Source organism: Paraburkholderia sp. RL17-380-BIE-A, from assembly GCF_046028085.1.
GTDB lineage: Bacteria > Pseudomonadota > Gammaproteobacteria > Burkholderiales > Burkholderiaceae > Paraburkholderia.
On record NZ_JARESQ010000003.1, the window covers coordinates 57,033 to 80,463 of the forward strand.

A 23,431-nucleotide genomic window follows, 5' to 3' on the forward strand; every position below is an offset into this window, starting at 1 on the left:
CATCGGACGTTTCCGGTTACCGGATGCGATTGATCCTGTACAGCCGGATACTTTCGCCCGTGCCTGAATGATGGAGCGCGAGCCACAGGTCGAGGTCGTATTCACGTCCTGGGTGGCGCTTTATTACCTTGGCGATAGCGCGCAGACCTGTGCGTCGCGCCGTTTCATTCGGGCCGGGCTTGAACAGGACTTCACCGGAACCAAGCTGCTCGATCTGCCAGGCAAGCGAGCCCGCCACCAGTTCACCGGAACGCGTCCCTGACGCACGGCTGCGACGCAAATCTGCTATACCGATCATGGCTTCCCCCTGCATGGCCGGCTGCCGCTCAGTGCCTGGCGGCTGAGGCGTCAGCACCGCCCACCCCTGGGTTGTCGTCCTGGCCGATGCCAATTTCAATGCAGGCGCAGCTTTCCGCAAGCTCGCCCAGAACCCGCTCGATCTGCTCCACATAGCGCTCATGCGCCGGTTCAAGTTGAACGATTACCCTGCCCAGCGCGATGATGGTTCCAAGGACAACCGGGCTTTCCGGGGTCCGCAAGAGTTCCGTGTCGGCGCCGTCCAGCTCCGCGCGAAGATGCGCGAGAATTTCCCTGTAACCCCTGACCATGCCGACTGCCTCACCAAAGCGCCGGGCTTCGTTCAGCAGGCCAGTCAGTTGCGAACCCGTTATCACGCCCACACTCACGCAATCCTTTCGTACGTCATCGCTCATGGTTACTCCTTCGCGCGTCCGCGCCTGCGGGCATGGGGAGAGTCGTCCAGATTCGCTTCTGGCGCGTCAAGCAAAACGGTAATGCTCTGGATCAACAACGCATCAACAGTGGTGCCGTGCTGTGCGGCAAACTGCCTGAGGCGGCCCAGAAGTCGGGCGTCGATCAGCAGGTCAGTCAGTTCGAGTTCCTCGGTCATCGTCTTGCCTCGTTAACAACCCGTCGATGAACATGTTCGCCGCCATGGCCAGAAGGTCGCGCCTCCCTATGCCAAGATTTTCCGCATGCGCATCAATGCGGGAAAGTAAAGCCGCCTCAATGTCTGAATGGTGCGGCTCACCCATCTCTCCATCAACGAACATGCACGCGGCGATGGAGAAAAGCTGGGAGCGATTGATTCCGAGGTGATCCGCGCGGGCATCGATGCGCCGTAACAGAGCCCTCTGAACGCTGATGCTGATTTTTTCCGCCCGTTCCCTAGTCGCGACTTCCGCCGCGGGCTCTGGATTATGGTCCGTCTGTAGCATTGTCAGTGCCTCCGGTGAGAGAGCCGCACTATAGCAACGCCGGAAGCTGGCTTAGGAACGTCACGGCGTCATCCTCTGTTCGCCGGTATCAGGTGCTGGCCTGTGCGAAACGAAATTCAGGGGGCGTGGTGCCAGGGATCGCGTGACGCTTGCCGGCCGGCTCGCCTGGCAGGCTCGCTGGTCTGAGCAGTTGCGCCGCCTTGCACCTGAGAATCGGGCACAGCCTTTCAATGGTGCGGCGGCGAAGGAAAATGCTTTGCTCCAGGTGCTTCACATTGCCTGGACTGGTGCCATAGGCATCGGCGAGTTGCGCGATGCTCAGGCCACGATGAAGCCGCCAGGCTGTCAGGGGCGATTTGCCCGAGAGCATATGGCCTAGTACCGCGTCGGGGTAATCGGTGTCGTCCGGTGAACGTGGCTCCAGCTTTCCGGGAACGTCGGGCGCGCAGATGACAGTCAACCAGGGTTGCATGTTGCTGCCGGGCCGGGGCGTTAGCTGCTCGACCGGGCAATCGAAAATCTCTGCGAAGCGCGCCAGCGTCTGGAGTGACGGGCGGGAATAACCGTGTTCGTGCCAGTTGACTGCATCCCTGGTCTTGCCGAACAGGTCGGCTACGTCGTCCTGCGAGAACTGCCGGTAGTCACGCCATGCGCGAAGGAAGTACACACCCTCGCGAACCTGCCGCATGACCTCGTCCGGTGGTGCCATGACAAATTCACGGGCGAATATCACCTGGGTCGTCCTGCGATGATTGCCCGCGCGTTCCGCCTTGCGCGTTGCAGACTCGCCAGTCCGGTCCGCGGCGCGCGCCGCATCGTCCTGCGGAATCACCGGCACACCGGGATTGTCCCCGGGCGGCCTCGAGCCGGGGCTGGCGGACGCCTCACCTGGCATCAACGAAGCAGCCGGTCCCACTGGCGGCCGTGCCGGTCACCCGGCGCCATGCGGCCTGTGGCGCGTTCCTCCTGAAGAGTGCCGTGGTTGTCGTTGGACGCTTCGGCGGCCGCCGCCTGTGCCCCCTGCAATGAGCCCCTGAACATGCCGGGGCGCGTGGTCGCTTCGATGGTTGCCGTCTGCGCGCGCCGGGCCGCGATCCAGAATTCTGTCAGCGCGGAAAACATGGCGTACGGGATGGTCGCGTTCAGGCGATTGCCCTGGTGGTCGGTCTAGTAACGCACCACCGTCATGTCAAGTCCGTACGACATCGTGCTCTCCCGGGCGGCCAGGCCGTTGTATGGAAAACGAAAGTAGGTAAGCGGGCATACCTTTCTTTCAGACAACATAATCCATACGTTTGATCAAAATCAATTTTTTCTTAAGACAAACTTAAGGTTACAGGTAGTAACAATCTTGTAAGCCTTGGCGCATCGGGTGTTTGAGGTAAGTCAAAGGTCGATTCGGTGTTTGCGAGCATATCGCTCGACCGTTTGAAACGGCGGGTGGGTGCAGATGCCCGCCGGTCTGTTGCGAGCCGGAAGCGCGCACGTCGGGCAGGTCTCGTTAGTGGATAGCGCGACGGGTCCAGCGGGACCGCCCCGAATTCCCGCAAGAATTCCCCTACGGCTCCCCTAACAAATAGGGGAATTTTTCTCCGGTCATCATGAAAACGCTATGAGCCTTACCAGACAAGGGTTTGCGGGAGGGAGGGATTACCCCAAGGTTGCCCCGCACAGGGGCAACACTAATAGACCGCGAAGAAATCAAGAAAGGCCAAAAAACCAAAAAACCCACCAAATTCAAGTGGCCCAAATCCGCAAAGGCACAGCCCCAACCCCATGCACAACCGGCCGCAACTGAAGCCAGCACTGAGTCAAAGCCCGCTGCAGCGTCTCCATAGACCGCGAGACAGCGCGCACGATCACCACCCCTGAGGTCACACAAGAAGCCGCACCTCTAAGCGAGCCACTAAACGACAACTGAGCGGTCAAAGCTTCAGCGAGCGCATCATCGCAAGCCGCGCCGACCGCCCAAAGCGTTCCATAAGCAGGAAATCCGGCGAGCCCCTGAGCCGCATCGCGCAGCGAGTCATTCGCCGAGAGGCTGGCCCGCTCGAGCCAAAGCAATTCGCCGTTAGCGCCAACGATCCGCGACAGCGAACGCAAGCTCCCTTGCGACCACCGCTCACCGGCAGCCTGCCGTCCGAGTTGAGTTGCATCCCATCCCAAAGCCGTGGCACCCTCACCGAGTGTCAACGAAAAATCCAGCTTCGCATTAGCCTGATCGAACACGATATTGTTCTGCGGCAGCCAATCGAGCTTCGCCCGCGCGCCGACACGCACATCGATACGCTGCCGCGCTTCACGCCCATTGGACTTGTACCACTTGGTCGCCCCAGGCGTGGTAATGACAGCATGCGCTGCGTCGCCAACCGCAACATCAATAGCGAGCTCATCACCGCCCGCGATCCCACCAGGCGGATGCACGATCACCGCATGACAAACGCCATATCCTTCCGGATAGAGCGGCCTTTGAACCCGCAAAGGACCATCGTGCAGCCGATGCTTGAGCGTAGTCCGCTCGCCATCCCTGACAAAACCGAGTTCAAGGCGCGCGCGCCATTGCGAATGCGCGCCGACTTGCGCGGTAGCGAGGGTAGCGTGATTTTCGTGAAGCGACATGCGAATGAAATGCGACCAGACGGAGAACAGCAAAGCGTGCCTGCGCACGTCAGACAGCGCTCAACCGCGCTGCCACAGGATGCGTCGAGAATAGCACGCGCGGTGCGTGACGCCGCTCACACGGCGATCAGCGTGCGCACGCCATCGGCATCCATATTGGCGCCTTCTCCGCCCGCGATGATCTCGCCGCGGCTCATCACCCAATACCGATCCGCGATCTCTTTGGCGAAGTCGTAATACTGCTCGACGAGCAGCACCGTCATGCCCATTTCCTCGACCAGTTGACGCAGCGTGCGGCCGATATCCTGAATGATCGAAGGCTGAATGCCCTCGGTGGGCTCGTCGAGAATCAACAGTTGGGGATCGCTCATCAACGCGCGGCCAATGGCGAGCTGTTGCTGCTGCCCGCCGGAGAGATCGCCGCCGCGCCGGCTGCGCATATCCTTTAACACCGGGAACAGTTCGTAGATACGATCCGGGATCTTCTTGGGCGCCTTCTTGCTGGCGGCGCCCACCAGCAGATTTTCCTCGACGGTCAGCCGCGGAAAGATATCGCGGCCTTGCGGCACATAAGCGAGGCCTTTTTCCACGCGCGAGTAGGTCGGCAGTTTGGTGATCGGCGCGCCGCGCCAGGCGATCGAGCCGCTTTTCGTCTGCACGACGCCCATCAGGCAGCGCAGCAGCGTGGTTTTACCCACGCCGTTGCGGCCGAGCAGGACAGTGAGTTTGCCGTCGGGCACGGTGAGCTTCACATCGCGCAGGATGTGGCTGCCGCCGTAGTACTGGTTCAGGTTTTCTACTTCTAGCATGTCCGTTCGACCCTTTGTTTCACCGTCCCGTTTGCGAGACCCGCTTCACCGGCCCAGATAAGACTCGATGACCGTCTCGTCGCGCTTCACTTCGTCGAGCGTGCCGTGAGCGAGCACACGCCCCTCGGCCATCACCGTCACCTTGCCGGTCGAGCCTGATAGCGCCGCCACGAACTCCATATCGTGCTCGACGACCATCATCGAGCAGGTGCCGCGCAGATGATTGAGCAATTCGGCTAACTGCATGGTTTCGTCGTCGGTCATGCCGGCGGCCGGCTCGTCGAGCAGGAGCAGCGCCGGTTGCTGCATCAGCAGCATGCCGATTTCGAGCCGTTGCTTCTGGCCGTGCGACAGTTCGCCGGCCAGACGCCGCGCCTCGCTCTCGAGGCCGATCAACGCCAGCGTCTCTTCAATGCGCGCCTGTGCCTCGCGGTCGAGCCGCGCGCGTAGCGACGCCCACCAACCCTTGTCGGCCTTCATCGCCAGTTCGAGGTTTTCCCACACGGGATGCTGTTCGAACACCGTGGGTTTCTGAAATTTGCGGCCAATGCCTGCACGCGCGATGGACGGCTCGTTCATGCGCGTCAGATCGATCGACTGGCCGAGAAACACCTTGCCGGAATCCGGCTCGGTCTTGCCGGTGATGACGTCCATCATGGTCGTCTTGCCGGCGCCGTTCGGACCGATGATGCAGCGCAATTCGCCGGCGTCGATCGTCAGCGTCAACGCGTTCAATGCACGAAAACCGTCGAAGCTCACGGTCACGTCTTCGAGATACAGGATCGTGCCGTGCGACACGTCAATCTCGCCGGGCACGACCGCGCGGCCCATGCTCGCCACACCGCTCAACGAGGTTTCAGCGGGATCTTCCGGTAACGCCAGATCAGGAACCATCGGGTTTTCGTTCATGAGCGGTTCCTTTTGCGCGTCACGAGTTCGATCAGCCCCATGATGCCGTTCGGCAGGAACAGCGGGACCAGCACGAAAATCAGACCGAGAAAGAACAGCCAGTATTCAGGGAAGTTCGCCGTAAAGAAGCTCTTCGCGCCATTCACGGCGAAGGCGCCGATGATCGGGCCGATCAGCGTGCCGCGTCCGCCCACGGCAACCCAGATCGCCATTTCGATCGAGTTGCCCGGCGACATCTCGCCCGGGTTGATGATGCCGACCTGCGGCACGTACAGCGCGCCGGCAATGCCGCACAACACGGCGGACACGGTCCATACGAAGAGCTTGTAGGCGAGCGGGCTATAGCCGAGGAACATCAGGCGCGTTTCGCCGTCGCGCACCGCGGTTACCACGCGGCCGAGCTTCGAGGTGACGATGGCGCGCGCGCCGAGGAACGCGAGGATCAGCACAGCGAACGTGATCAGCAGCAGCGCGGTGCGCGTGCCTGGATGCGTAATCGGAAAGCCGCCAATGCGCTTGAAGTCGGTAAAGCCGTTATTGCCGCCGAAGCCCGTCTCGTTGCGATAGAACAGCAGCATCGCGGCGAAGGTCATGGCCTGCGTGATGATCGACAGATACACGCCCTTCACCCGCGAGCGGAACGTGAAGAAGCCGAACACCCACGCGACGACCGCCGGCACCAGCACCACCAGCAGCAGCGCGTAGCCGAGATGCTGCGTGCCTTGCCAGTACCACGGCAGTTGATGCCAGTCGAGAAACACCATGAAGTCGGGCAGGTCGCTGCCGTATTTGCCTTCGTGGCCGATCGAGCGCATCAGATACATACCGATCGCGTAACCGCCGAGCGCGAAGAACAGCGCGTGCCCCAGGCTCAGAATGCCGCAGTAGCCCCACACCAGATCGAGCGCCAGCGCCGCGATCGCGTAGCACATGAACTTGCCGGTGATCGTCATCGCGTACGCGGACAGATGCAGCGCGCTGGTCTCCGGCACGACCAGCGTGGCGAACGGCACGCCGAGGCCGAAGACGATGATCAACGCGATCAGCGCGAGCCACGCGCGCCGTGACAGCAGCGCGGGACGCGGCGGCAGGCCGAGCGCGAAACCCGCTTGCGCTTCGCGTCCGGCGAGCGCGCCGCTGCCGCTTGCGCCGACGTGAGCCGATGAAGTTGCAGATGTCATCTCATGCCTCCGCGCTACGGCCCTTGAGGGCGAACATGCCCTGCGGACGCTTCTGGATGAACAACACGATCAGCACGAGCACCGCGATCTTGGCGAGCACCGCGCCCCAGAACGGTTCGATCGCCTTGCTGATGAGTCCGAGGCCGAAGCCGCCGATCACCGTGCCGGCCAACTGGCCGACGCCACCTAGCACCACCGCCATGAACGAATCGATGATGTAGCTCTGGCCGAGGTCCGGTCCGACGTTGCCGATCTGCGAAAGCGCACAGCCGCCCAGACCGGCGATGCCCGCGCCGAACGCGAACGCATACGAATCGACCCGCGCGGTCTTCACGCCGACACAGGCCGCCATGCGCCGGTTCTGCGTCACGGCGCGCACGAACAGGCCGAGCCGCGTCTTGGTGAGCACAGCCCACGCGATGCCGACCACGATCAGCGAGAACGCGAGAATCGCCAGCCGGTTGTACGGCAGGATCAGATTGGGCAGCACGGTGACGCCGCCGCTCATCCACGCCGGGTTGACCACCTGCACGTTCTGCGCGCCGAACAGCATGCGCGTCGCCTGAATCAGGATCAGGCTGACGCCGAAGGTGGTCAGCAGCGTTTCGAGCGGGCGGCCGTACAGATGCTTCAGCACTAGCCGTTCGAGCACGATGCCCACCAGCCCCGCGGCGACGAACGAGGCCGGAATGGCGAGCAGCGGATACCAGTCGAACGCGCCGGGCGCGAAGCGCTGAAAGAGGTTCTGCACCACATAGGTGGCGTACGCGCCGATCATCAGGAATTCGCCGTGCGCCATGTTGATCACGCCGATCAACCCATAGGTGATGGCAAGGCCCAGCGCGGCGAGCAGCAGCACGCTGCCAAGCGAGAGGCCCGCGAACAGCGTGCCGGCGATCTGGCTGCGGCGCTGGATCGCGTCGAGTTCGTCGATGCCGCTTTGCGCGGCGGCGCGCACGCGGTCGTCGGCTTCCACGAAGGTGCCGTCCGGGTTCTTCGCGACGATCGGCCGCAGCAACTCGTTCATGTCGAGGTCGTGTCGCGCGGCGACCAGTTGCACGGCTTCGAGGCGCCTTGCGGGGTCGGCGTCGTGCAGCGCGGTCATCGCCCACAAAGTGTCGAGGCGCTTCTTCAGCGCGGGATCGGTTTCCTTTGCGCGAGCTGCGTCGACGAGCGGTTTGATCGACGGATCCGGGTTCTGCAGCAGCGCGGTGATCGCGGCTTCACGTGTCGCCTTGTCCGGCGAATCGAGTTGCAGGCCCGACAGCGCGCCGGCCACTTTCGAGCGCAGCAGATTGTTCAGCGTGACCGGCTGGGCATCGCCCGCGGCGATGGTCTTGCCGGTGACCGCGTCCTTCGCGGTGTCGCCGTCCTGCAGCAGCACGGCGCCCGAATCGGTGGCGAGCGCGCTGTCGTCGGACAGCGCCTTGAGCACCGCCATCGACTCTTTGTCGTGATTGGCGATCAGTTTGTCGATGGCGGCGGATTTCGCGTCGAAGTCGTCGCCGGCAAGCGGCGCCACATCGGCTTGCGTCAGCGCGAAAGCGCTCAGCGGTGCGCCCGCGAGGAGCACGAGCGCGACACCGGTCACGCCGCGCTGCGCGAGCCGCAGCGACAGTTTTTGCGCCAGTGTTCGTGTGGACCTGAGAAATGAGAACGCCATGGTGGCCTTTGAAGAAAAACAGGCGGAGCGGCGCGGCATGTGGGCAAGCGCCGCAGCTTCACCTTCGAATTGCCGCGCGCGAAAGTCGTGCCGTCGGGACGGCGGATCACGGCACGAACGCAGGCGCGGTCGGCGCGCCTGTCGCGGGATTACATCGGCGTGCCATGCCGGCCGACGTCGCCGTCACGGCACGCCTTCCTGTCAGGCGACGCGCGAACGCTTCAGGAACGCCGGGATCGAGCTGACCACGTCCGGCTTGCTCGAATTGCCGGCAATGAACGGGCTCCACGGCTGCGCGCGAATCGCGGTCTTGGTCCGCCACACCACGTTGAACTGGCCGTCGGCGCGCACTTCGCCGATCATCACCGGCTTGTGCAGGTGGTGATTGCCGTCCATTTCGAGCGTGAAGCCCGAAGGCGCGGCGAACGTCTGGCCGACCATCGCCACGCGCACCTTGTCGACTTCGGTGCTCTTGGCCTTCTCGACTGCCTGCTTCCACATATGGATGCCGACGAAGGTTGCTTCCATCGGGTCATTGGTCACGCGCTTGGTGCCGCCCGGCAGGTTGTTCTGCGCGACCCATGCGGCCCATTGCTTCTTGAACTTTTCGTTGGCCGGGTTGCGCAGCGACATGAAGTAATTCCACGCCGCGAGGTTGCCGACCAGCGGCTTCGTATCGATACCGCGCAACTCTTCCTCGCCGACCGAGAAGGCGACCACTGGCACGTCCGACGCCTTCAGCCCCTGGTTGCCGAGTTCCTTATAGAACGGCACGTTCGAGTCGCCGTTCACCGTGGAGATCACCGCGGTCTTGCCGCCTTGCGAGAAAGTCTTGATGTTCGCGACGATGGTCTGGTAGTCGCTATGGCCGAACGGCGTATAGACCTCCTGAATGTCGGCTTCCTGGACGCCCTTCGACTTGAGGAACGCGCGCAGGATCTTGTTGGTCGTGCGGGGGTACACATAGTCGGTGCCCAGCAGGAAGAAGCGCTTGGCGCCGCCGCCTTCCGCGCTCATCAGGTATTCGGTCGCCGGAATCGCCTGCTGATTCGGCGCTGCGCCCGTGTAGAACACGTTGCGCGACATTTCTTCGCCTTCGTACTGGACCGGGTAGAACAGCAGGCCGTTCAGTTCCTCGAACACCGGCAGCACCGATTTGCGCGACACCGAGGTCCAGCAGCCGAACACCACGGCGCACTTGTCCTGCGTGATCAGCTGACGCGCTTTCTCGGCGAAGAGCGGCCAGTTCGATGCCGGGTCGACCACCACCGGCTCCAGTTGACGGCCCATCACGCCGCCGTTCTTGTTGATGTCCGCAATGGTCATCAACGCGGTGTCTTTGAGGGAAGTCTCCGAGATCGCCATCGTGCCCGACAGCGAATGCAGGATACCTACCTTGATCGGGCCGCTGCCCGACTGCGCATGGGCGAACGGAACCTGACCAGCAAGCGCCAGCGCGCCCGACATGGAGCCGAACTTCAACAGACTGCGACGTTTCATGTATATCCCCTTGCCATTGATGGTGACTGTTTATGGGCGTCGATTTCAGCCAGCAGGGCTTATCCCGCATGACTTGCCGCTTGTGTACTGCAAGCCACATGCCATGCAGTAAATTCGACTCGAAGGTCGTGCATGGCATGCTGCATCGCGGCTACCGGCTGGCCGGTTCATGCGGATTGCGGCGCGAAAGTGGTGCAGGATCGAACCATGCGCCTCGTTCAGGTGCGCGCCGCGCCGCAACGAAGCGTGCGTATCCGCCAACGGGCGTCGACGGTGCATCTGCGCCGCGCCTTTGTGCATGCGCCGTCGCGCTATACAGGCGATATCCTGGCGTTCTCGCCGCCGTTGATCGTCGAGGAGGCGCAGATCGGGGAGATCCTGTGGGGCGGTGGCCGAGGTGTTGAGGGAGGTGGACTAGTAGCGCGGCGTTTCGGAGACCGCGGTATGAAAGAAGGCCGGCGATTTGCGGGGCGCCAGCCTTATCGATTAGATCGCCGAGTTCAGAACGCGACGAAGGGGCCAGTCTGCGCGCCGACCTGGGTGCCGTTCAAAGCGGTGTAGACGTCGCGGCCGAAGAAGAACGGCAGGCCCCAGATAAAGTAACTGGAAAGCGACGTATAGACGGCCAGATCGTCATGCGCTGCGTATTGGCCGTTCATCAGGTTCGCCGTATTGGCTACCTGGAACGGTACGGTTGCGGACGCCGCCGCTCCGCTGTTGGGTTTGAGTATGGCGGACAGGCTGAGTGCGGTCGACGGCGTGTAACGTCCCCACGAGTCGAACGGGATCGAGCGATCCTGGAAAGTGTTCGTGTTCGACCCGCTATCCATCACCCCCCTTCCGAACAGCGAGCCCTTGTACGCCGTCGTGAAGAAGCCGTTGCCGTCGAGCGCAATGATATTGGCATTCGACGACAGCCTGTTGTTCTGTTGCGTGCCAATGCCGAACACCAGTTCGCCGGTGGCGCTTGGCTGGCCGCCCGCAGGCAGGGCAGGCAGACGGATGATCGTGCCGTTGTTGTCCGAAGTGAAGTTGGCGACGGGGTTCATGACCTGCGTGTCGAGCGGCACGCGTGTGCCTTTGCACGAACCCGTGGACGGACAGTAGTAGTAAGTGGCCGACAAGGCATATTGGGCCGCGAGCGGAAAGTCGCGTACCGCGGAACTGATGCCGACCACGCCATTGGCGCCGAGATCGGTCACCGTGCCGATGTTCCCGAGCCCCACCGATGCGCAATCGGCGGGCGTGGCATACGCGCTGTCGCCGATCACCTGGATCGGCAGGTTGCCTGCTGCCTTGGCGCCGATCGTTACGTCGGCGCGCCTGATCGGCCCCCACGCATAACCTGACGCAAACTGCGCGCATTGGGCAATCGGGGCTGCGCTGGTGGGATCGTCGGTGGCGCCGGTTTGCGCCGGCAAACGACCCGAGAGCGCCGGGCCCAACGCGCTCGCCAGCACACGCACGCCTGCCGAACCGGTGTCGACCAGCATGTGGTCGATCGTTGCGCATTGGCTCGCGCCCTGCACACTAGGGATGCAGATGGTGACGGTTACGTAGGGCTGGTTGGCGTAATTTCCCGTCCATCGTTCGACGGTGATCGGGACGGTGTTGACGTCGGCCGATGGCGATGGCGATGGCGTTGGTGTCGGAGTTGGAGTTGGAGTTGGAGTTGGAGTTGGAGTTGGAGTTGGAGTTGGAGTTGGAGTTGGAGTTGGAGTTGGAGTTGGAGTTGGAGTTGGTGTCGGTGTTGGTGTCGGTGTTGGTGTCGGTGTTGGAGTCGGAGTCGCAGTTGGTGTCGGCGTCGGTGTCGGTGTCGGTGTTGGAGTTGGAGTCGGAGTCGGAGTCGGAGTCGGACGCGGCATCGGAGTGGGCTTCGGCGCGGGCGTCGGTGCCGGGCTGGGAGTCTGCGTGGGCGTTGGGCTCGAAGCGGAGCTCGGCGAAGGCGCGGGACTTGGCGTCGGCGCCGGATTTTGTGCAGGCGACGGAGCAGGGCCCGGCGTCGGCGAGACCGGCGCCGGGTTGCCCTTGTCCTGCATCGCATTCGAGTCACTGCTGTCGCCACCACCTCCACCGCCGCAGGCGGACAGAACGACACTGGCAGTCAGGATGGCGAAACAAAGGGATTGGTTGAGTGTTTTCATGTTTCTTGTGATTCGTGGCTCGACCCGCTGCTTCATTGCAGATCTTCCACGCGAACATTGGCGGGGACGAGGCGCGGCAGGAATGCCTTGCCGGACGCGTGCCCCGGCGCGCCTGCCGACTCGATCTGGAAGTCGCCATTGCGCTCGATCAACGGACCCGTGCCGCGAGCCCGCACTGCGCTGGCGGCAACCGCGCTGGGGAAATAGCTGCCGAGCAACGCGCTCATATCCGGCCGCACCGGGCCGTCCCACGTGACCGCAAACACGACGTTCGACGGCAGCACGTATTCGCGCACCGTCACACCATTGGGGTCACGCGACGGGCGCACGGTATAAGGCATGGAAGCGGAAGCAGCGTTAGAGCTCGCCGCGCGGAGCAACGGTTGCGGCGTCGCCCCTGCATTGGGCGCACCGCCCAACGCCGCATAAGACGCGAGCGGTAACAGTGCCGCAGCGGCCAGTGCGACCTTCACAAAATTCATCACATTGCTCCACGAAAACAGGTCGGAGCATGGTGCCAGCGGGGCGTTATTGGGATTGCCGGAAAAGTCTGAATGAAAAATCGGAAATGGCGTAAGGAGGCGCTACGCGAGAGCAACGCCTCCTGTCTCAGTTGGGTGCTCAGTCGTCAGAACGCGACGAACGGCCCAGTCTGGTTGCCGACCTTCGCGTTTCCAATCACGGTGTAGACGTCGCGGCCATAGAAGAACGGCAGCCCCCACAAGAACATATTGTTGTGGCTATTCGAGAAGTACTGACCAATGTTGTTAAACGCTGCGTAACCGCTCGCCATGAGACTGGCGGCGTTGCCGACCGAAAATGGCATCTGGAGCGGCGAGCCTTTTCCGTTGGTGGGGTCGATGGTGGCGCTCAGGGTCAACGTGCCCGCAGGCGTGTATAAGCCGGCGGCGGAGACGGGGATGGCGCTATCGGGGAAAGCGTAGCTCAAGGTGCCGCTGTCGATCGCGCTGCGATTGAACACGCGCCCCTGGTACTGGGTCGTGAACGTGCCGTATTTGTCCACTGCAACGACGGTGGCATTGGGCGGCAGCGCATTGTTCGGCTGCGTGCCGATGCCGAACACCAACAGGCCCGTAACGCTGGCCTGGCCGCCAGCCGGCACGGCAGGCAGACGGATGACCGTGCCGTTGTTGTCCCTCGCGAATCCCGCAACCGGGTTCATGACTTCCTGGCTCGCCTGCACGCGCGTGCTGATGCAACGGTTTTGCGACGGGCAGTAATAGTAGTTGCCGGGTATCGCGGTAGTTACGGCGTCCGCGGAATCGCTCGTGAAGTTGTCGATGCCGAGAATGCCGTTCACCCCCATGGCGTCGAGGGCGGCGCCCATGTCGCCGCCGCCGTGCGCGACACAATCGTCGGGGACGGCGAACGCACCATCGGAGATCAGCTGGATCGGAATATTACTCGCCGTCTTGCTGCCGATCGTAATGTCCGCGCGTTTGACCGAACCCCACGTGAAACCCGAGGCAAACGGCATGCATTCGACTATCGGCGCGGAGCCGACCGGATCGTCGACCGCGCCCGCTTGCGTGAGCAACTGAGGAGCCAGCGTGGGGAGTGCGCGGGCTGCAATGCGCACGCCGGTCGAGCCGGTATCGACCAGCATCTTGTCGACGCTCACGCACTGGCTCGCGACCTGCGCGCTCTGCGCGCCCGGCACGCAGACCGTAACCGATGCGAACAGCCGGTTCACGTTGCCCGTCGAGGCGTCGACGCTAACCGGCACCGTGTTGTCGCCGGTGGCCGGGGGCGTCGCGTTACCCGAATTGCCGGAGTTGCCGGAGTTGCCGGAACCGCCTGAGCCGTTCGGTGGTGGGATCCAGTCAGGGGTGGCGTTCCAGCCGATCGAGTTGCCGCTCTGGTTGCCGCTGGCGTTTCCGCCGCCGCCGCATGCGGAAAGCGCGACTCCGGCAATGGCTGCCACGAGCCAGAGTGCCTTCTTCAATGTGTTCATGGTTTGTTTTCTCATAGCTCGACGCGTGCCTTATTGCAGATCGCCCGGACCGACGCCGGCGGGCATCAGGCGAGGCAGCCAGGCCATGCCGCTGAAGCGTCCCAGGCGGCCAGTGGACTCGACCCGGAAATCGTCGTTGCCGTCGACCAATGGCCCGGTGCCGCGCGTGCGGCTTTGCGCGGCGTTGACGAAGTTCGGGAAATAGCTGCCGAGCAGCGCTGCCATATCAGGACGAATGGGGCCGTCCCACGAGACCGCGAACACGACGTTGCCGGGCAGCACGTATTCGCGAAGGGTCACGCCGTTGGCGTCGATTGACTGGTGCAGGGAGTAGCGTGTTGCGTTCGCTGGTTGAGCTGGCGTCGCGACGGCGGACTGCGGTATGGCGCGCAGCAGTGGCGCAGAGGATGTGCCGGCGGACGGCGCACCGCCCAACGTTGCATGCGAGATAAGCGGCAGCAAGGTTGCGGCCAGCATCGCGATCTTCAAGAATCTCATCACATTGCTTCCCCAAAAAAGGTCGAAGCATGGTGCCTGTGAGATGTTCAGGAAACCGTATGAAATTTCCTAAGAGAACGCGCGAAGCAGCGCAATGAAAGCGTGACGTTAGCTCTGCGCCAAAGGGTGCAAGCTGGAAGCGGGGAAAGCGGGAGAAGCAAAAGAAGCGCACAAAGGCCGTTGGCCCGTCCGCGTAACGCGAAAGCTCGCAAGCAAGTATTAGAGCAGCCGTTCCTCACGGCCGCACTAACACCTCATTGCGGCTGATTGATCAGTAGGTCGGAACGGACGGATCCACCTGACGCGACCACGCGTCGATTCCGCCTTGCAGATTGAACACGTTGGTATGGCCGCGCGACTCGAGGAACATCGCGACCTGGGCACTGCGCGCGCCGTGGTGGCAGACGCAGACGATTTGCGCGTCGTCGTCGAGTTCTTCGCTGCGCGCGGGAATCTCACGCATGGGGATCGACACGGCGCCGGCGATGGACGCCGTCTGGATTTCCCACGGCTCGCGCACGTCGAGCAGGACGGGCGCGGGACGCGAGGTGTCGGCGAGCCATTCGGCGAGCGCCGGAGCGGTCAGGTTTTGCATCAGCAGGACATCCAGTTCAATTCAGAGGACGGCGGCCATGCCGGCCGTCCGGATCAATGCGTCAATCAGAACTTGAAACGCGACGGCTGCACCGCGTTGATGAGCGGCTCGACATACGTTTCGAACACGTCGGCAATGCGGTACTGCTTCTCGTCGATACGCGTAATGATCTGCGCCTTCATGACCGGCGCGGTGCCGACGAACGCCGCCAGACGGCCGCCGATCTTCAGTTGATCGAGAATTTCCTGCGGCAGTACCGGCAGGCCGCCCGACACGCAGATCACGTCGTACGGCGCGGCGCCGGCCCAGCCGCGCGAAGCGTCGCCGGTGGCGACTTCGGCGTTCAGCACACCGTTGGCGATCAGGTTGGTTTTCGCCAGTTCCGCCAGTTCGGGTTCGATGTCGACCGTCAGCACGTGCTGCGCGCGGTGCGCGAGCAACGCGGCCATGTAACCCGAGCCCGCGCCGATTTCGAGCACGCTTTCGTGTTTCTTCACCGCCAGTTCCTGCAGCACGCGCGCTTCGACGCGCGGCGCCAGCATGTGCTGACCGGCCGGCAGCGGCACTTCGAAATCGACGAAGGCCAGGTCGCGATAGACGGTGGGGACGAAGTTCTCACGCTTGACGATCGACAGCAAATTCAGCACGTCCTGGTCGAGCACTTCCCAGGGGCGGATCTGCTGTTCGATCATGTTGAAACGCGCTTGCTCGATGTTCATGGTGGATTCGGCTCTGTGGTTTGGCGAGTTTGCGATGTGCCACTGACCGGGGGCCTCGCACGACAACTCGGCACGCAAGGCACGTCAGGGTAACTGCGGGATTGTACCAAATGACCATGCCGATCCGCGCTCGGGCGGGCAGGGCGCCGCCCGCCGCCAGACCGGAATGCGGCGCTGCGGGGTCACGCCGCCCCCCGTGTTAATCCCTAGCGATCGGGCCTTGCGCTTCCCGCATCGATCGCTCAAGAATGTAATCGATTACATTTTCGAGGCGTGTTCACTTGTCCAGATCGACGTCCAGCAAGGCGCCCGCAGTGGTGTCCGAGGCGCGTCCCCAGCCCGGCGGCCGGCCGGCGCGCGGCGCGGCCGAAGGCATTTCGATTGCCGGCGTCGCCGAGCAGGCGGGCGTTTCGGTGGCCACGGTGTCGCGCGTGCTGAACGGCCACGAGAACGTGCGGCCCGCCACGCGCGACAAGGTGCTGGCCGCCATCGACGCCAGCGGCTACCGCGTCAACGAACTCGCGCGCAACCTGCGCACGGCGGAGAGCCGCCTGCTGCTGACCATGGTTCCGGACGTGGGCAACCCGTTTTACGCGGAGATCGTGCGCGGCATCGACAGCGTGGCCCGCCAGCACGGCTACTTCATGTTGCTGTGCGACACGGGCGCCGATCCGGGGCGCGAGCGCAGCTACTTCGATCTGCTGCGCCGCCGCCGCGCGGACGGCGCGATCTGTCTCGATCCGGCCACCATCCAGCAGGCGCTCGGCGAGGCGTCGAGCGCGCTGCCGTGGGTTGCGTGCTGCGAGTTCGACCCGGCAATGGGCGTGCCGTACGTGGGCATCGACAACTACCGGGCCGCCGGCGACGCCGTCCGGCATCTGCTCGCGCGCGGCCACCGCCGCATCGGCCTGATCAATTCCGATGTCGACTACCTGTACGCGCGCCAGCGTCAGCAAGGCTATCTGGATGCGCTGACCGAAGCGGGCATCACGCCGGACGAAAGCTGGCGCATGAACCTGAACAGCCTCGACTACGAAGCGGGCGCCTCGGCCGCGGCCACGCTGATGAATCAGCCGCAGGCGCCGAGCGCGATCTTCGCGGTCTCGGACACGCTCGCGATCGGCGTGATTCACGGCTTGCGCAGCGTCGGCAAGCGTGTGCCCGACGATATCGCGGTGGTCGGCTTCGACGATATCTCGCTTGCCGCGCAGATCGATCCGCCCCTCACCACCATCGCGCAGCCCATGCGCGAGCTGGGCGAAACCGCCGCGCGGCTGTTGCTGCAGCGGCTCGCCAATCCGTTGGCGAACGTGCCGGGTGTGCTGTTGCCGCATCGGCTCGTGATTCGCGGGAGCGCCTGAGTCATGAGCCTCGCGATCCGTTTCGACGATATCCGCAAAGACTTCGGGCCCGTGCGCGTGCTGCACGGCGTGAGCTTCGACCTGGCGCCGGGGCGCATCTACGGACTGCTCGGCGAGAACGGCGCGGGCAAATCGACGCTGATGAAAATCCTCGCCGGCTATGAAACCGCCACATCGGGCAGCTTGTTGGTCGACGGCCACCCGCAGCAGTTCACCGGTTCGCGCGATGCCGAAGCGCAAGGCATCGTGCTGATTCACCAGGAGTTCAATCTCGCCGAACATCTGACGATCGCGCAGAACATGTACCTCGGCCATGAAAAGAAGCGCGGCTGGTTCGTCGACGATGCGGCGATGAACACCGAGGCCGCCCGTTATCTCGCGCAGGTCGGTCTGGAGAAAGCGCCGGACACGAAGGTGCGCGAACTGATCGTCGCGGAAAAGCAGATGGTGGAGATCGCCAAGGCGCTCTCGCGCCGCGCGCGCCTGCTCATCATGGACGAACCGACGGCGACGCTCACGCCTTCTGAAACCGAGCGCCTTTTCACGCTGATGGCGAAGCTGAAGGCCGACGGTGTGACCATCATCTACATTTCGCACAAGCTCGACGAAGTGGAGCGCATTACCGACGAAGTGATCGTGATGCGCGACGGCCGCTTCGTCGCCCGCAGCGAAACCGCCGGACTCGCGCGGCAGCAGATGGCGAACCTGATGGTCGGGCGCGACGTGTCCGATATGTTCCCCGAGAAAATCACCGTGCCCGCCGACGCGCCGGTCGCGCTGAAGGTTCAAGGCCTCGTCGTGCCGGACTGGGTGGAGGACCTGAGCTTCGACGTGCGCGCGGGCGAAGTGCTCGGTTTCGCGGGACTGGTGGGCGCGGGCCGCACCGAGGCGTTCGAAGCGATCATCGGCCTGCGCAAACGCACGGCGGGTCGCATCGAGATGGCCGGCCGTCCCGCCGATCTGAAAAGTCCGCGCGACGCGATGCACCACGGCCTCACCTATCTGAGCGAGGATCGCAAGGGCAAAGGCCTGCACGTGAACCTGAGCCTGCAGGACAACGTCACGCTGATGACGCTCGAACGCTACGCGCATCCGCTGCTCGACATGAAGGCGGGGCGGGGCGCGTTGACGAAAGCCGTGAGCGAATTCGGCATTCGCACCGGCGATCTGTCGAGCCGCGCGCGCATGCTCTCCGGCGGCAATCAGCAGAAGCTCGCGCTCGCCAAATTTCTGCAGCCGGAGCCGAATGTGATCGTGCTCGACGAGCCGACTCGCGGCGTGGATGTCGGCGCGAAACGCGATATCTATTTCCTGATCCATCGTCTCGCCGCGCAGGGCCGCGCGGTGATCGTCATTTCATCCGAACTGATCGAGCTGATCGGCTTGTGCCACCGCGTCGCCGTGATGCGCGCGGGACGCCTGCAAGCCACGCTGACGCTCGAGCATCTGACCGAAGAGGAGTTGATCGCCCATGCGACCGGCACCCACTGAAGCCGTCCAATCCGGCCGCGCGTTGCGCTTCGCGCATCGGCTGTATGCGCTCGGTCCGCTGGTTGGACTGATCGTGCTGTGCATTGTCGGCACGCTGCTCAACCGCGATTTCGCCACGCTCGACAACATGATGAACGTGCTCACGCGCACGTCGTTCATCGGCATCATCGCGGTCGGCATGACCTTCGTGATCATCTCGGGCGGGATCGATCTCTCGGTCGGCTCGATGGCGGCGCTGATCGCGGGCAGCATGATCTGGCTGATGAACGGACTTGCGGCGGGCGTCGGCGGGCATACCTTCCCGCCGCTGATGATCCTCACACTCGGCATCGTGTTCGCGCTCGTGCTCGGCGGGCTGTTCGGCTGCGCGCACGGCTTGCTGATTACCAAAGGGCGGATCGAGCCGTTCATCGTCACGCTCGGCACGTTGGGCATTTTTCGCGCGGTGCTGACCTGGCTCGCCGACGGCGGCGCGCTAACGCTGGATAACTCGCTATCCGACCTGTACGGCCCGGTCTATTACGCGAGCCTGTTTGGCGTGCCGGTGCCGATCTGGGTGTTTCTGGTGGTCGCGGCGGGCGGCGCGCTGATTCTCAACCGCACGGCATTCGGCCGGCATGTGCAGGCGATCGGTTCGAACGAGCAGGTCGCGCGCTATGCGGCGATTCGCGTCGACACCGTGAAGATCGTCACCTACGTACTGCTCGGCATTTGCGTGGGCGTCGCCACCGTGTTGTATGTGCCGCGGCTCGGTTCCGCCACGCCGACTACCGGTTTGCTGTGGGAGCTCGAGGCGATCGCGTCGGTGGTGGTCGGCGGCACGGCGCTCAAGGGCGGCGAAGGGCGCGTGATCGGCACGGTGATCGGCGCGATCCTGCTGTCGGTGATCGCGAACATTCTGAATCTGACCAGCATCATCAGCGTGTATCTGAACGCGGCGGTGCAGGGCGTGGTGATTATCTTCGTCGCGTTCGTACAACGTGGACGGCGGTAGCGGTGGTGCTTCAGATTGCGCTTCAAACTGCAGTAACGGTGAGTTGAGATCGGGGCGCACGAACGCCTCACACAAGGAGACATAACCATGAAGCAGGTCCTTCGAGCGGTCGGCGCCGGCATGCTGGCGTTGGGAATACTGGGTACGGCGAATGTCGCGCGCGCCGATGAAAAAGTCACGCTGGGCGTCGCGATTCCAACAGCCGACCACGGTTTTACGGGCGGCATTGTCTGGTGGGCGAATAAAGCCAAGACCGATCTGGAGAAAGCGCATCCCGATCTGAAAGTGATCGTGAAGACCGCGGCCGGCGCACCCGAACAGGCGAACCAGTTGCAGGATCTGGTGACGGTCAACAAGATCAACGCGCTCGTGATCTTCCCGTTCGAATCGGCTTCGCTCACGCAGCCGGTCGCGCAGGTGAAGAAGAAAGGCGTGTACGTGACGGTGGTGGATCGCGGGCTGACCGACACCAGCGCGCAGGATGCGTATGTTGCCGGTGACAACACTGCGTTCGGCAAGATCCCCGCCGAGTTTCTGGCGAAGGAGCTGGGCGGCAAAGGCAACATCGTCGCGCTGCGCGGCATTCCGACCACGCTCGACAACGAACGCTGGACCGCGTTCACAACCGTGATCAAGAACTATCCGGACATGAAGATTCTCGACGCCAAGTACGCGAACTGGAATCGCGACGACGCGTTCAAGGTCATGCAGGATTACCTGACACGCTTCAAGCATATCGACGCCGTCTGGGCCGCGGACGACGACATGGCGGTGGGCGTGATCAAGGCGATCGAACAGGCCAAACGCACCGACATCAAGATCGTGTTCGGCGGCGCGGGCTCGAAGGGCATGGTGAAGAACGTGATGGACGGCGCGCCGATGATCAAGGCGGACGTATCGTACTCGCCGAAGTTCATCTACGACGCCATCAAGCTCACCGCCGAAGCTCGCCTGAAGGGCGAGAAGCTGCCGCCCACGACGATCATTCCGTCGGTGCTGATCACGAAGGAAAACGCACAGCACTTCTATTTCCCGGACTCGCCGTTCTGATCCCAGCATCCGGGGCGCGCTGCCTGATGTCGTGCAGTGGGCGGCACGGCGTGCGCGCCCCCGTTCGAGGAGCCGTACGATGAAAACCATCCAAGGGCCGGCTATCTTTCTCGCCCAGTTCATGGGTGACGAGGTGCCGTTCGACAACCTCGCGCATCTTGCCGAATGGGCCGCGGGTCTCGGCTTCAAAGGGATTCAGGTGCCGTGCGACAGGCGCCTGATCGATCTCGAACAGGCGGCGTCGAGCCAGACCTATTGCGACGAGTTGCGCGAGACTGTGGACAACTTGGGCGTGACGATCACCGAACTGTCGACGCATCTGCAAGGACAGCTCGTCGCCGTGCACCCGGCCTATGACGCGCTGTTCGACGGCTTTGCCGCGCCGCAGGTGCGAGGCGATCCGGCCGCGCGCACGCAGTGGGCGATCGAGCAGATGAAGCTCGCGGCGAAGGCCTCGCAGCGTTTGGGCTTGAGCACGCACGTGTCGTTTTCCGGGGCGCTGGCGTGGCCGTATCTGTACCCCTGGCCGCAGCGTCCGGCAGGTCTCGTGGAAGCCGCTTTCGACGAACTCGCGCGCCGCTGGACGCCGATTCTCGACGCGTTCGACGCAGCCGGCGTGGACGTCTGCTACGAACTGCATCCGGGCGAAGACCTGCACGACGGCGTGACCTTCGAGCGTTTTCTCGATGCGGTCAAGCAGCACGCGCGCGCCAACATCCTCTACGACCCGAGTCATTTCGTGTTGCAGCAACTGGACTACCTCGCGTTCATCGACATCTATCACGAGCGCATCAAGGCGTTCCATGTGAAGGACGCGGAGTTTCGTCCGACCGGCAAGCAAGGCGTGTATGGCGGTTACAGCGGTTGGGTCGAACGTGCGGGCCGGTTCCGCTCGCTCGGCGACGGCCAGATCGATTTCGGCGCGATCTTCTCGAAGATGGCGCAATACGATTTCCCCGGCTGGGCCGTGCTCGAATGGGAGTGCGCGCTGAAGCATCCGCACGACGGCGCGCGCGAAGGCGCGGAGTTCATTCGCCGCCACATCATCCGCGTGGCCGAGCATGCATTCGACGATTTCGCCGGAAGCGGTGTGGACGCCGCGCAGTTAAAACGCGTGCTCGGCATCTGACGGCGGCGAGTCAACGCAAAGGAGCGAGGACGATGGCACAACGAAGGCTCAGGCTAGGGATGGTCGGCGGCGGGCAGGGCGCGTTTATCGGCGCGGTGCATCGGATCGCGGCGCGGCTCGACGATCGGTTCGAACTGGTGGCGGGCGCGCTGTCGTCCGATCCGCAACGCGCGCAGGCGAGCGCCGCCGAGGCCGGCATCGCGCGCAGCTATGCGGACTGGCGCGAGATGGCGCGCGCCGAGGCCGCGCGCGATGATGGCATCGACGCGGTGGCGATCGTCACGCCGAATCATCTTCACGCGCCGGTGGCGACGGCGTTTCTCGAAGCCGGTATCCATATCGTGTGCGACAAGCCGCTGGCGATTTCACTGGCCGAAGGCGAAGCGCTGGCCCAACTGGCTCGCAAGAAGAACAAGCTGTTTGCGTTGACGCATACGTATTCGGGCTATCCGTTGGCACGTCATGCCCGCGAGTTGATCGAACGAGGCGAGCTCGGCGAGATACGTGTGGTGCAGGTCGAATATGCGCAGGACTGGCTGGCGGAACCGATCGAAACGAGCGGCACGAACAAGCAGGCCGGTTGGCGCACGGACCCGGCGTTAGCGGGTCCGGCGGGATGTCTCGGCGATATCGGCACGCATGCTTATCACCTTGCCGCGTTCGTCACGGGCATGACGCCGCATGCGTTGGCGGCGGAAGTGCATACCTTTGTGCCGGGACGCCGCATCGACGATCACGTGCAGGCCATGCTGCGCTATCCGAACGGCGCGCGCGGCATGCTCTGGGCGAGCCAGGTGGCGAGCGGCGCGGAGAATGCATTGCGTTTGCGCGTGTATGGGACGAAAGCGGGGTTGAGTTTCGACCAGGAGAATCCGAACGAATTGTGGTTCACGCCGTTGGGCGGCGAGGCTGAGCGTTTGACGCGAGGGCGCGTGAAGAGCGTGATCGCGGCGCATGCGACGCGTGTGCCGCCAGGGCATCCCGAAGGTTATCTGGAAGCGTTCGCGCAGTTGTACAAAGACGCGGCGTTGCAGATCGAAGCCCTGGACGCGGGCCGCGCGTTGCCCGCCGAAAGCCGGTTGCTCACGACGGTGGAAGACGGAGTGTCGGGTTTGCGCTTTATCGAGGCGATGCTCGCGAGCAGCGCGGCGGATGGGCAGTGGCGCGAGATTGGCAACGTCTGAGGCGTTGATACGGCTATGGTCGTAAAGCGGTTGTATCGCTCAACCGCCCTTGCTCTTCTTGATCTGCTCTTCGAACGCGATATCCAGCTTGCTCGCCTTGCGCGGCTTCGGCGGGCCGAAAGCGTCGACGAATTTGACGAAGTCGTCGAGCGTCAGCGGGTCGGAGACTTTCTTGTCCGTGCCGCTCGATTTGTCGACCAGATAGAACAGGCCGCCGGAAAGGCTGATCGCGGCAAACTGCGGATTGCCGCTGCGCGTTTTCAGCCGCTCGACGGCGTGGATGGCTCGGGTGGTGCGCATGGTGTGGGACTGCTGATCGGGGAAAGACTGCTACTTTAGCAACTTCGCCGGCTGAACGCGCCGGTGTCTCAG

General features: G+C 63.5%; 26 protein-coding genes and 1 pseudogene. 8 read left to right on the top strand and 19 right to left on the bottom strand.

All coding sequences use genetic code 11. The features are described 5' to 3' along the window. Positions 1-16: 16 nt before the first annotated feature. From P0D68_RS05425 to urtA, 12 genes are all read right to left on the bottom strand, one after another. Positions 17-313, bottom strand: coding sequence for a hypothetical protein (locus P0D68_RS05425; RefSeq protein WP_408299197.1), 297 nt, complete (start codon positions 311-313; stop codon positions 17-19). A 13-nt stretch (positions 314-326) separates the two neighbouring features. Next, positions 327-713: a hypothetical protein gene (locus tag P0D68_RS05430; protein ID WP_408299199.1), complete on the bottom strand. Its 387-nt coding sequence runs from the start codon at positions 711-713 to the stop codon at positions 327-329. Positions 714-715: 2 nt separating this feature from the next. Then, positions 716-910 (bottom strand): hypothetical protein, encoded by a 195-nt coding sequence (locus P0D68_RS05435; protein ID WP_408188041.1) that lies wholly within the window; start codon positions 908-910, stop codon positions 716-718. Then, positions 885-1,238: a type II toxin-antitoxin system HicB family antitoxin gene (locus P0D68_RS05440; protein ID WP_408299201.1), complete on the bottom strand. Its 354-nt coding sequence runs from the start codon at positions 1,236-1,238 to the stop codon at positions 885-887. The genes P0D68_RS05435 and P0D68_RS05440 overlap by 26 nt, the downstream gene beginning before the upstream one ends. Before the next feature lie 88 nt (positions 1,239-1,326). Next, on the bottom strand, positions 1,327-2,070 hold the full coding sequence (locus P0D68_RS05445; RefSeq protein ID WP_408299203.1) for a helix-turn-helix domain-containing protein: 744 nt from the start codon (positions 2,068-2,070) through the stop codon (positions 1,327-1,329). Positions 2,071-2,132: 62 nt separating this feature from the next. Next, positions 2,133-2,360 (bottom strand): hypothetical protein, encoded by a 228-nt coding sequence (locus P0D68_RS05450; protein ID WP_408299205.1) that lies wholly within the window; start codon positions 2,358-2,360, stop codon positions 2,133-2,135. Between the two features lie 615 nt (positions 2,361-2,975). Continuing rightward, on the bottom strand, positions 2,976-3,857 hold the full coding sequence (locus tag P0D68_RS05455) for an urease accessory protein UreD (RefSeq protein WP_408299207.1): 882 nt from the start codon (positions 3,855-3,857) through the stop codon (positions 2,976-2,978). 116 nt (positions 3,858-3,973) lie between these two features. Then, complete coding sequence (gene urtE, locus P0D68_RS05460; RefSeq protein ID WP_408186490.1) at positions 3,974-4,666, bottom strand: urea ABC transporter ATP-binding subunit UrtE; 693 nt, start codon at positions 4,664-4,666, stop codon at positions 3,974-3,976. Between the two features lie 45 nt (positions 4,667-4,711). Beyond that, complete coding sequence (urtD, locus tag P0D68_RS05465; protein WP_091796480.1) at positions 4,712-5,575, bottom strand: urea ABC transporter ATP-binding protein UrtD; 864 nt, start codon at positions 5,573-5,575, stop codon at positions 4,712-4,714. Beyond that, the gene (gene urtC, locus P0D68_RS05470) at positions 5,572-6,756 is read right to left on the bottom strand and encodes an urea ABC transporter permease subunit UrtC (RefSeq protein WP_408299210.1); all 1,185 of its coding nucleotides are present in this window, start codon (positions 6,754-6,756) and stop codon (positions 5,572-5,574) included. The genes urtD and urtC overlap by 4 nt, the downstream gene beginning before the upstream one ends. A 1-nt stretch (position 6,757) precedes the next feature. After that, the gene (gene urtB / locus P0D68_RS05475; RefSeq protein WP_408299212.1) at positions 6,758-8,419 is read right to left on the bottom strand and encodes an urea ABC transporter permease subunit UrtB; all 1,662 of its coding nucleotides are present in this window, start codon (positions 8,417-8,419) and stop codon (positions 6,758-6,760) included. Positions 8,420-8,620: 201 nt separating this feature from the next. After that, a complete protein-coding gene (gene urtA / locus P0D68_RS05480; protein ID WP_091796478.1) occupies positions 8,621-9,919 on the bottom strand; it encodes an urea ABC transporter substrate-binding protein in 1,299 nt (432 codons plus the stop codon). A gap of 300 nt (positions 9,920-10,219) precedes the next feature. Between urtA and P0D68_RS05485 the strand changes: the two are divergent. Beyond that, a pseudogene (locus P0D68_RS05485) lies at positions 10,220-10,337 on the top strand (aminotransferase class III-fold pyridoxal phosphate-dependent enzyme); the annotation flags it as partial. Between the two features lie 82 nt (positions 10,338-10,419). Here P0D68_RS05485 and P0D68_RS05490 read toward each other — a convergent pair. After that, complete coding sequence (locus tag P0D68_RS05490) at positions 10,420-11,520, bottom strand: DUF3443 domain-containing protein (RefSeq protein WP_091800733.1); 1,101 nt, start codon at positions 11,518-11,520, stop codon at positions 10,420-10,422. A 35-nt stretch (positions 11,521-11,555) separates the two neighbouring features. Between P0D68_RS05490 and P0D68_RS05495 the strand changes: the two genes are divergently transcribed. Continuing rightward, complete coding sequence (locus P0D68_RS05495; protein ID WP_408468212.1) at positions 11,556-12,053, top strand: hypothetical protein; 498 nt, start codon at positions 11,556-11,558, stop codon at positions 12,051-12,053. Positions 12,054-12,095: 42 nt separating this feature from the next. Here P0D68_RS05495 and P0D68_RS05500 read toward each other — a convergent pair whose 3' ends face one another. The 5 genes from P0D68_RS05500 to P0D68_RS05520 all read right to left on the bottom strand — a co-directional run bounded on the left by P0D68_RS05500 (position 12,096) and on the right by P0D68_RS05520 (position 15,850). Next, entirely contained in the window at positions 12,096-12,545 is a 450-nt protein-coding gene (locus P0D68_RS05500; protein ID WP_091796477.1) for a DUF2844 domain-containing protein, read from the bottom strand. Between the two features lie 146 nt (positions 12,546-12,691). Continuing rightward, the gene (locus tag P0D68_RS05505; RefSeq protein ID WP_408299215.1) at positions 12,692-14,053 is read right to left on the bottom strand and encodes a DUF3443 domain-containing protein; all 1,362 of its coding nucleotides are present in this window, start codon (positions 14,051-14,053) and stop codon (positions 12,692-12,694) included. 15 nt (positions 14,054-14,068) lie between these two features. Continuing rightward, complete coding sequence (locus P0D68_RS05510; protein WP_408299217.1) at positions 14,069-14,536, bottom strand: DUF2844 domain-containing protein; 468 nt, start codon at positions 14,534-14,536, stop codon at positions 14,069-14,071. A 271-nt stretch (positions 14,537-14,807) separates the two neighbouring features. Continuing rightward, the gene (locus tag P0D68_RS05515; protein ID WP_091796474.1) at positions 14,808-15,131 is read right to left on the bottom strand and encodes a rhodanese-like domain-containing protein; all 324 of its coding nucleotides are present in this window, start codon (positions 15,129-15,131) and stop codon (positions 14,808-14,810) included. Positions 15,132-15,196: 65 nt separating this feature from the next. Next, positions 15,197-15,850, bottom strand: a complete 654-nt coding sequence (locus tag P0D68_RS05520) for a protein-L-isoaspartate O-methyltransferase family protein (protein WP_091796473.1) — start codon at positions 15,848-15,850, stop codon at positions 15,197-15,199. Positions 15,851-16,131: 281 nt separating this feature from the next. Here P0D68_RS05520 and P0D68_RS05525 point away from each other — a divergent pair, with 281 nt between their 5' ends. The 6 genes from P0D68_RS05525 to P0D68_RS05550 all read left to right on the top strand — a co-directional run bounded on the left by P0D68_RS05525 (position 16,132) and on the right by P0D68_RS05550 (position 23,059). Further along, complete coding sequence (locus P0D68_RS05525) at positions 16,132-17,211, top strand: LacI family DNA-binding transcriptional regulator (protein WP_408187621.1); 1,080 nt, start codon at positions 16,132-16,134, stop codon at positions 17,209-17,211. A 3-nt stretch (positions 17,212-17,214) separates the two neighbouring features. Further along, positions 17,215-18,702: a sugar ABC transporter ATP-binding protein gene (locus P0D68_RS05530; RefSeq protein WP_408468109.1), complete on the top strand. Its 1,488-nt coding sequence runs from the start codon at positions 17,215-17,217 to the stop codon at positions 18,700-18,702. After that, the gene (locus P0D68_RS05535; protein ID WP_408299222.1) at positions 18,683-19,696 is read left to right on the top strand and encodes an ABC transporter permease; all 1,014 of its coding nucleotides are present in this window, start codon (positions 18,683-18,685) and stop codon (positions 19,694-19,696) included. Before P0D68_RS05530 ends, P0D68_RS05535 begins: the two co-directional genes overlap by 20 nt. 87 nt (positions 19,697-19,783) lie before the next feature. Next, positions 19,784-20,746, top strand: coding sequence for a substrate-binding domain-containing protein (locus tag P0D68_RS05540; RefSeq protein ID WP_408299224.1), 963 nt, complete (start codon positions 19,784-19,786; stop codon positions 20,744-20,746). A gap of 79 nt (positions 20,747-20,825) precedes the next feature. Then, complete coding sequence (locus tag P0D68_RS05545; protein WP_408299226.1) at positions 20,826-21,875, top strand: sugar phosphate isomerase/epimerase family protein; 1,050 nt, start codon at positions 20,826-20,828, stop codon at positions 21,873-21,875. Positions 21,876-21,907: 32 nt separating this feature from the next. Then, positions 21,908-23,059: a Gfo/Idh/MocA family protein gene (locus P0D68_RS05550; RefSeq protein ID WP_408299228.1), complete on the top strand. Its 1,152-nt coding sequence runs from the start codon at positions 21,908-21,910 to the stop codon at positions 23,057-23,059. Between the two features lie 39 nt (positions 23,060-23,098). On the opposite strand, the gene P0D68_RS05555 is transcribed toward P0D68_RS05550, so the two are convergent. Then, positions 23,099-23,359 carry a hypothetical protein gene (locus P0D68_RS05555; protein WP_091796466.1) on the bottom strand — a complete coding sequence of 87 codons (261 nt, stop codon included), beginning with the start codon at positions 23,357-23,359 and terminating at the stop codon, positions 23,099-23,101. Between the last annotated feature and the right edge of the window lie 72 nt (positions 23,360-23,431).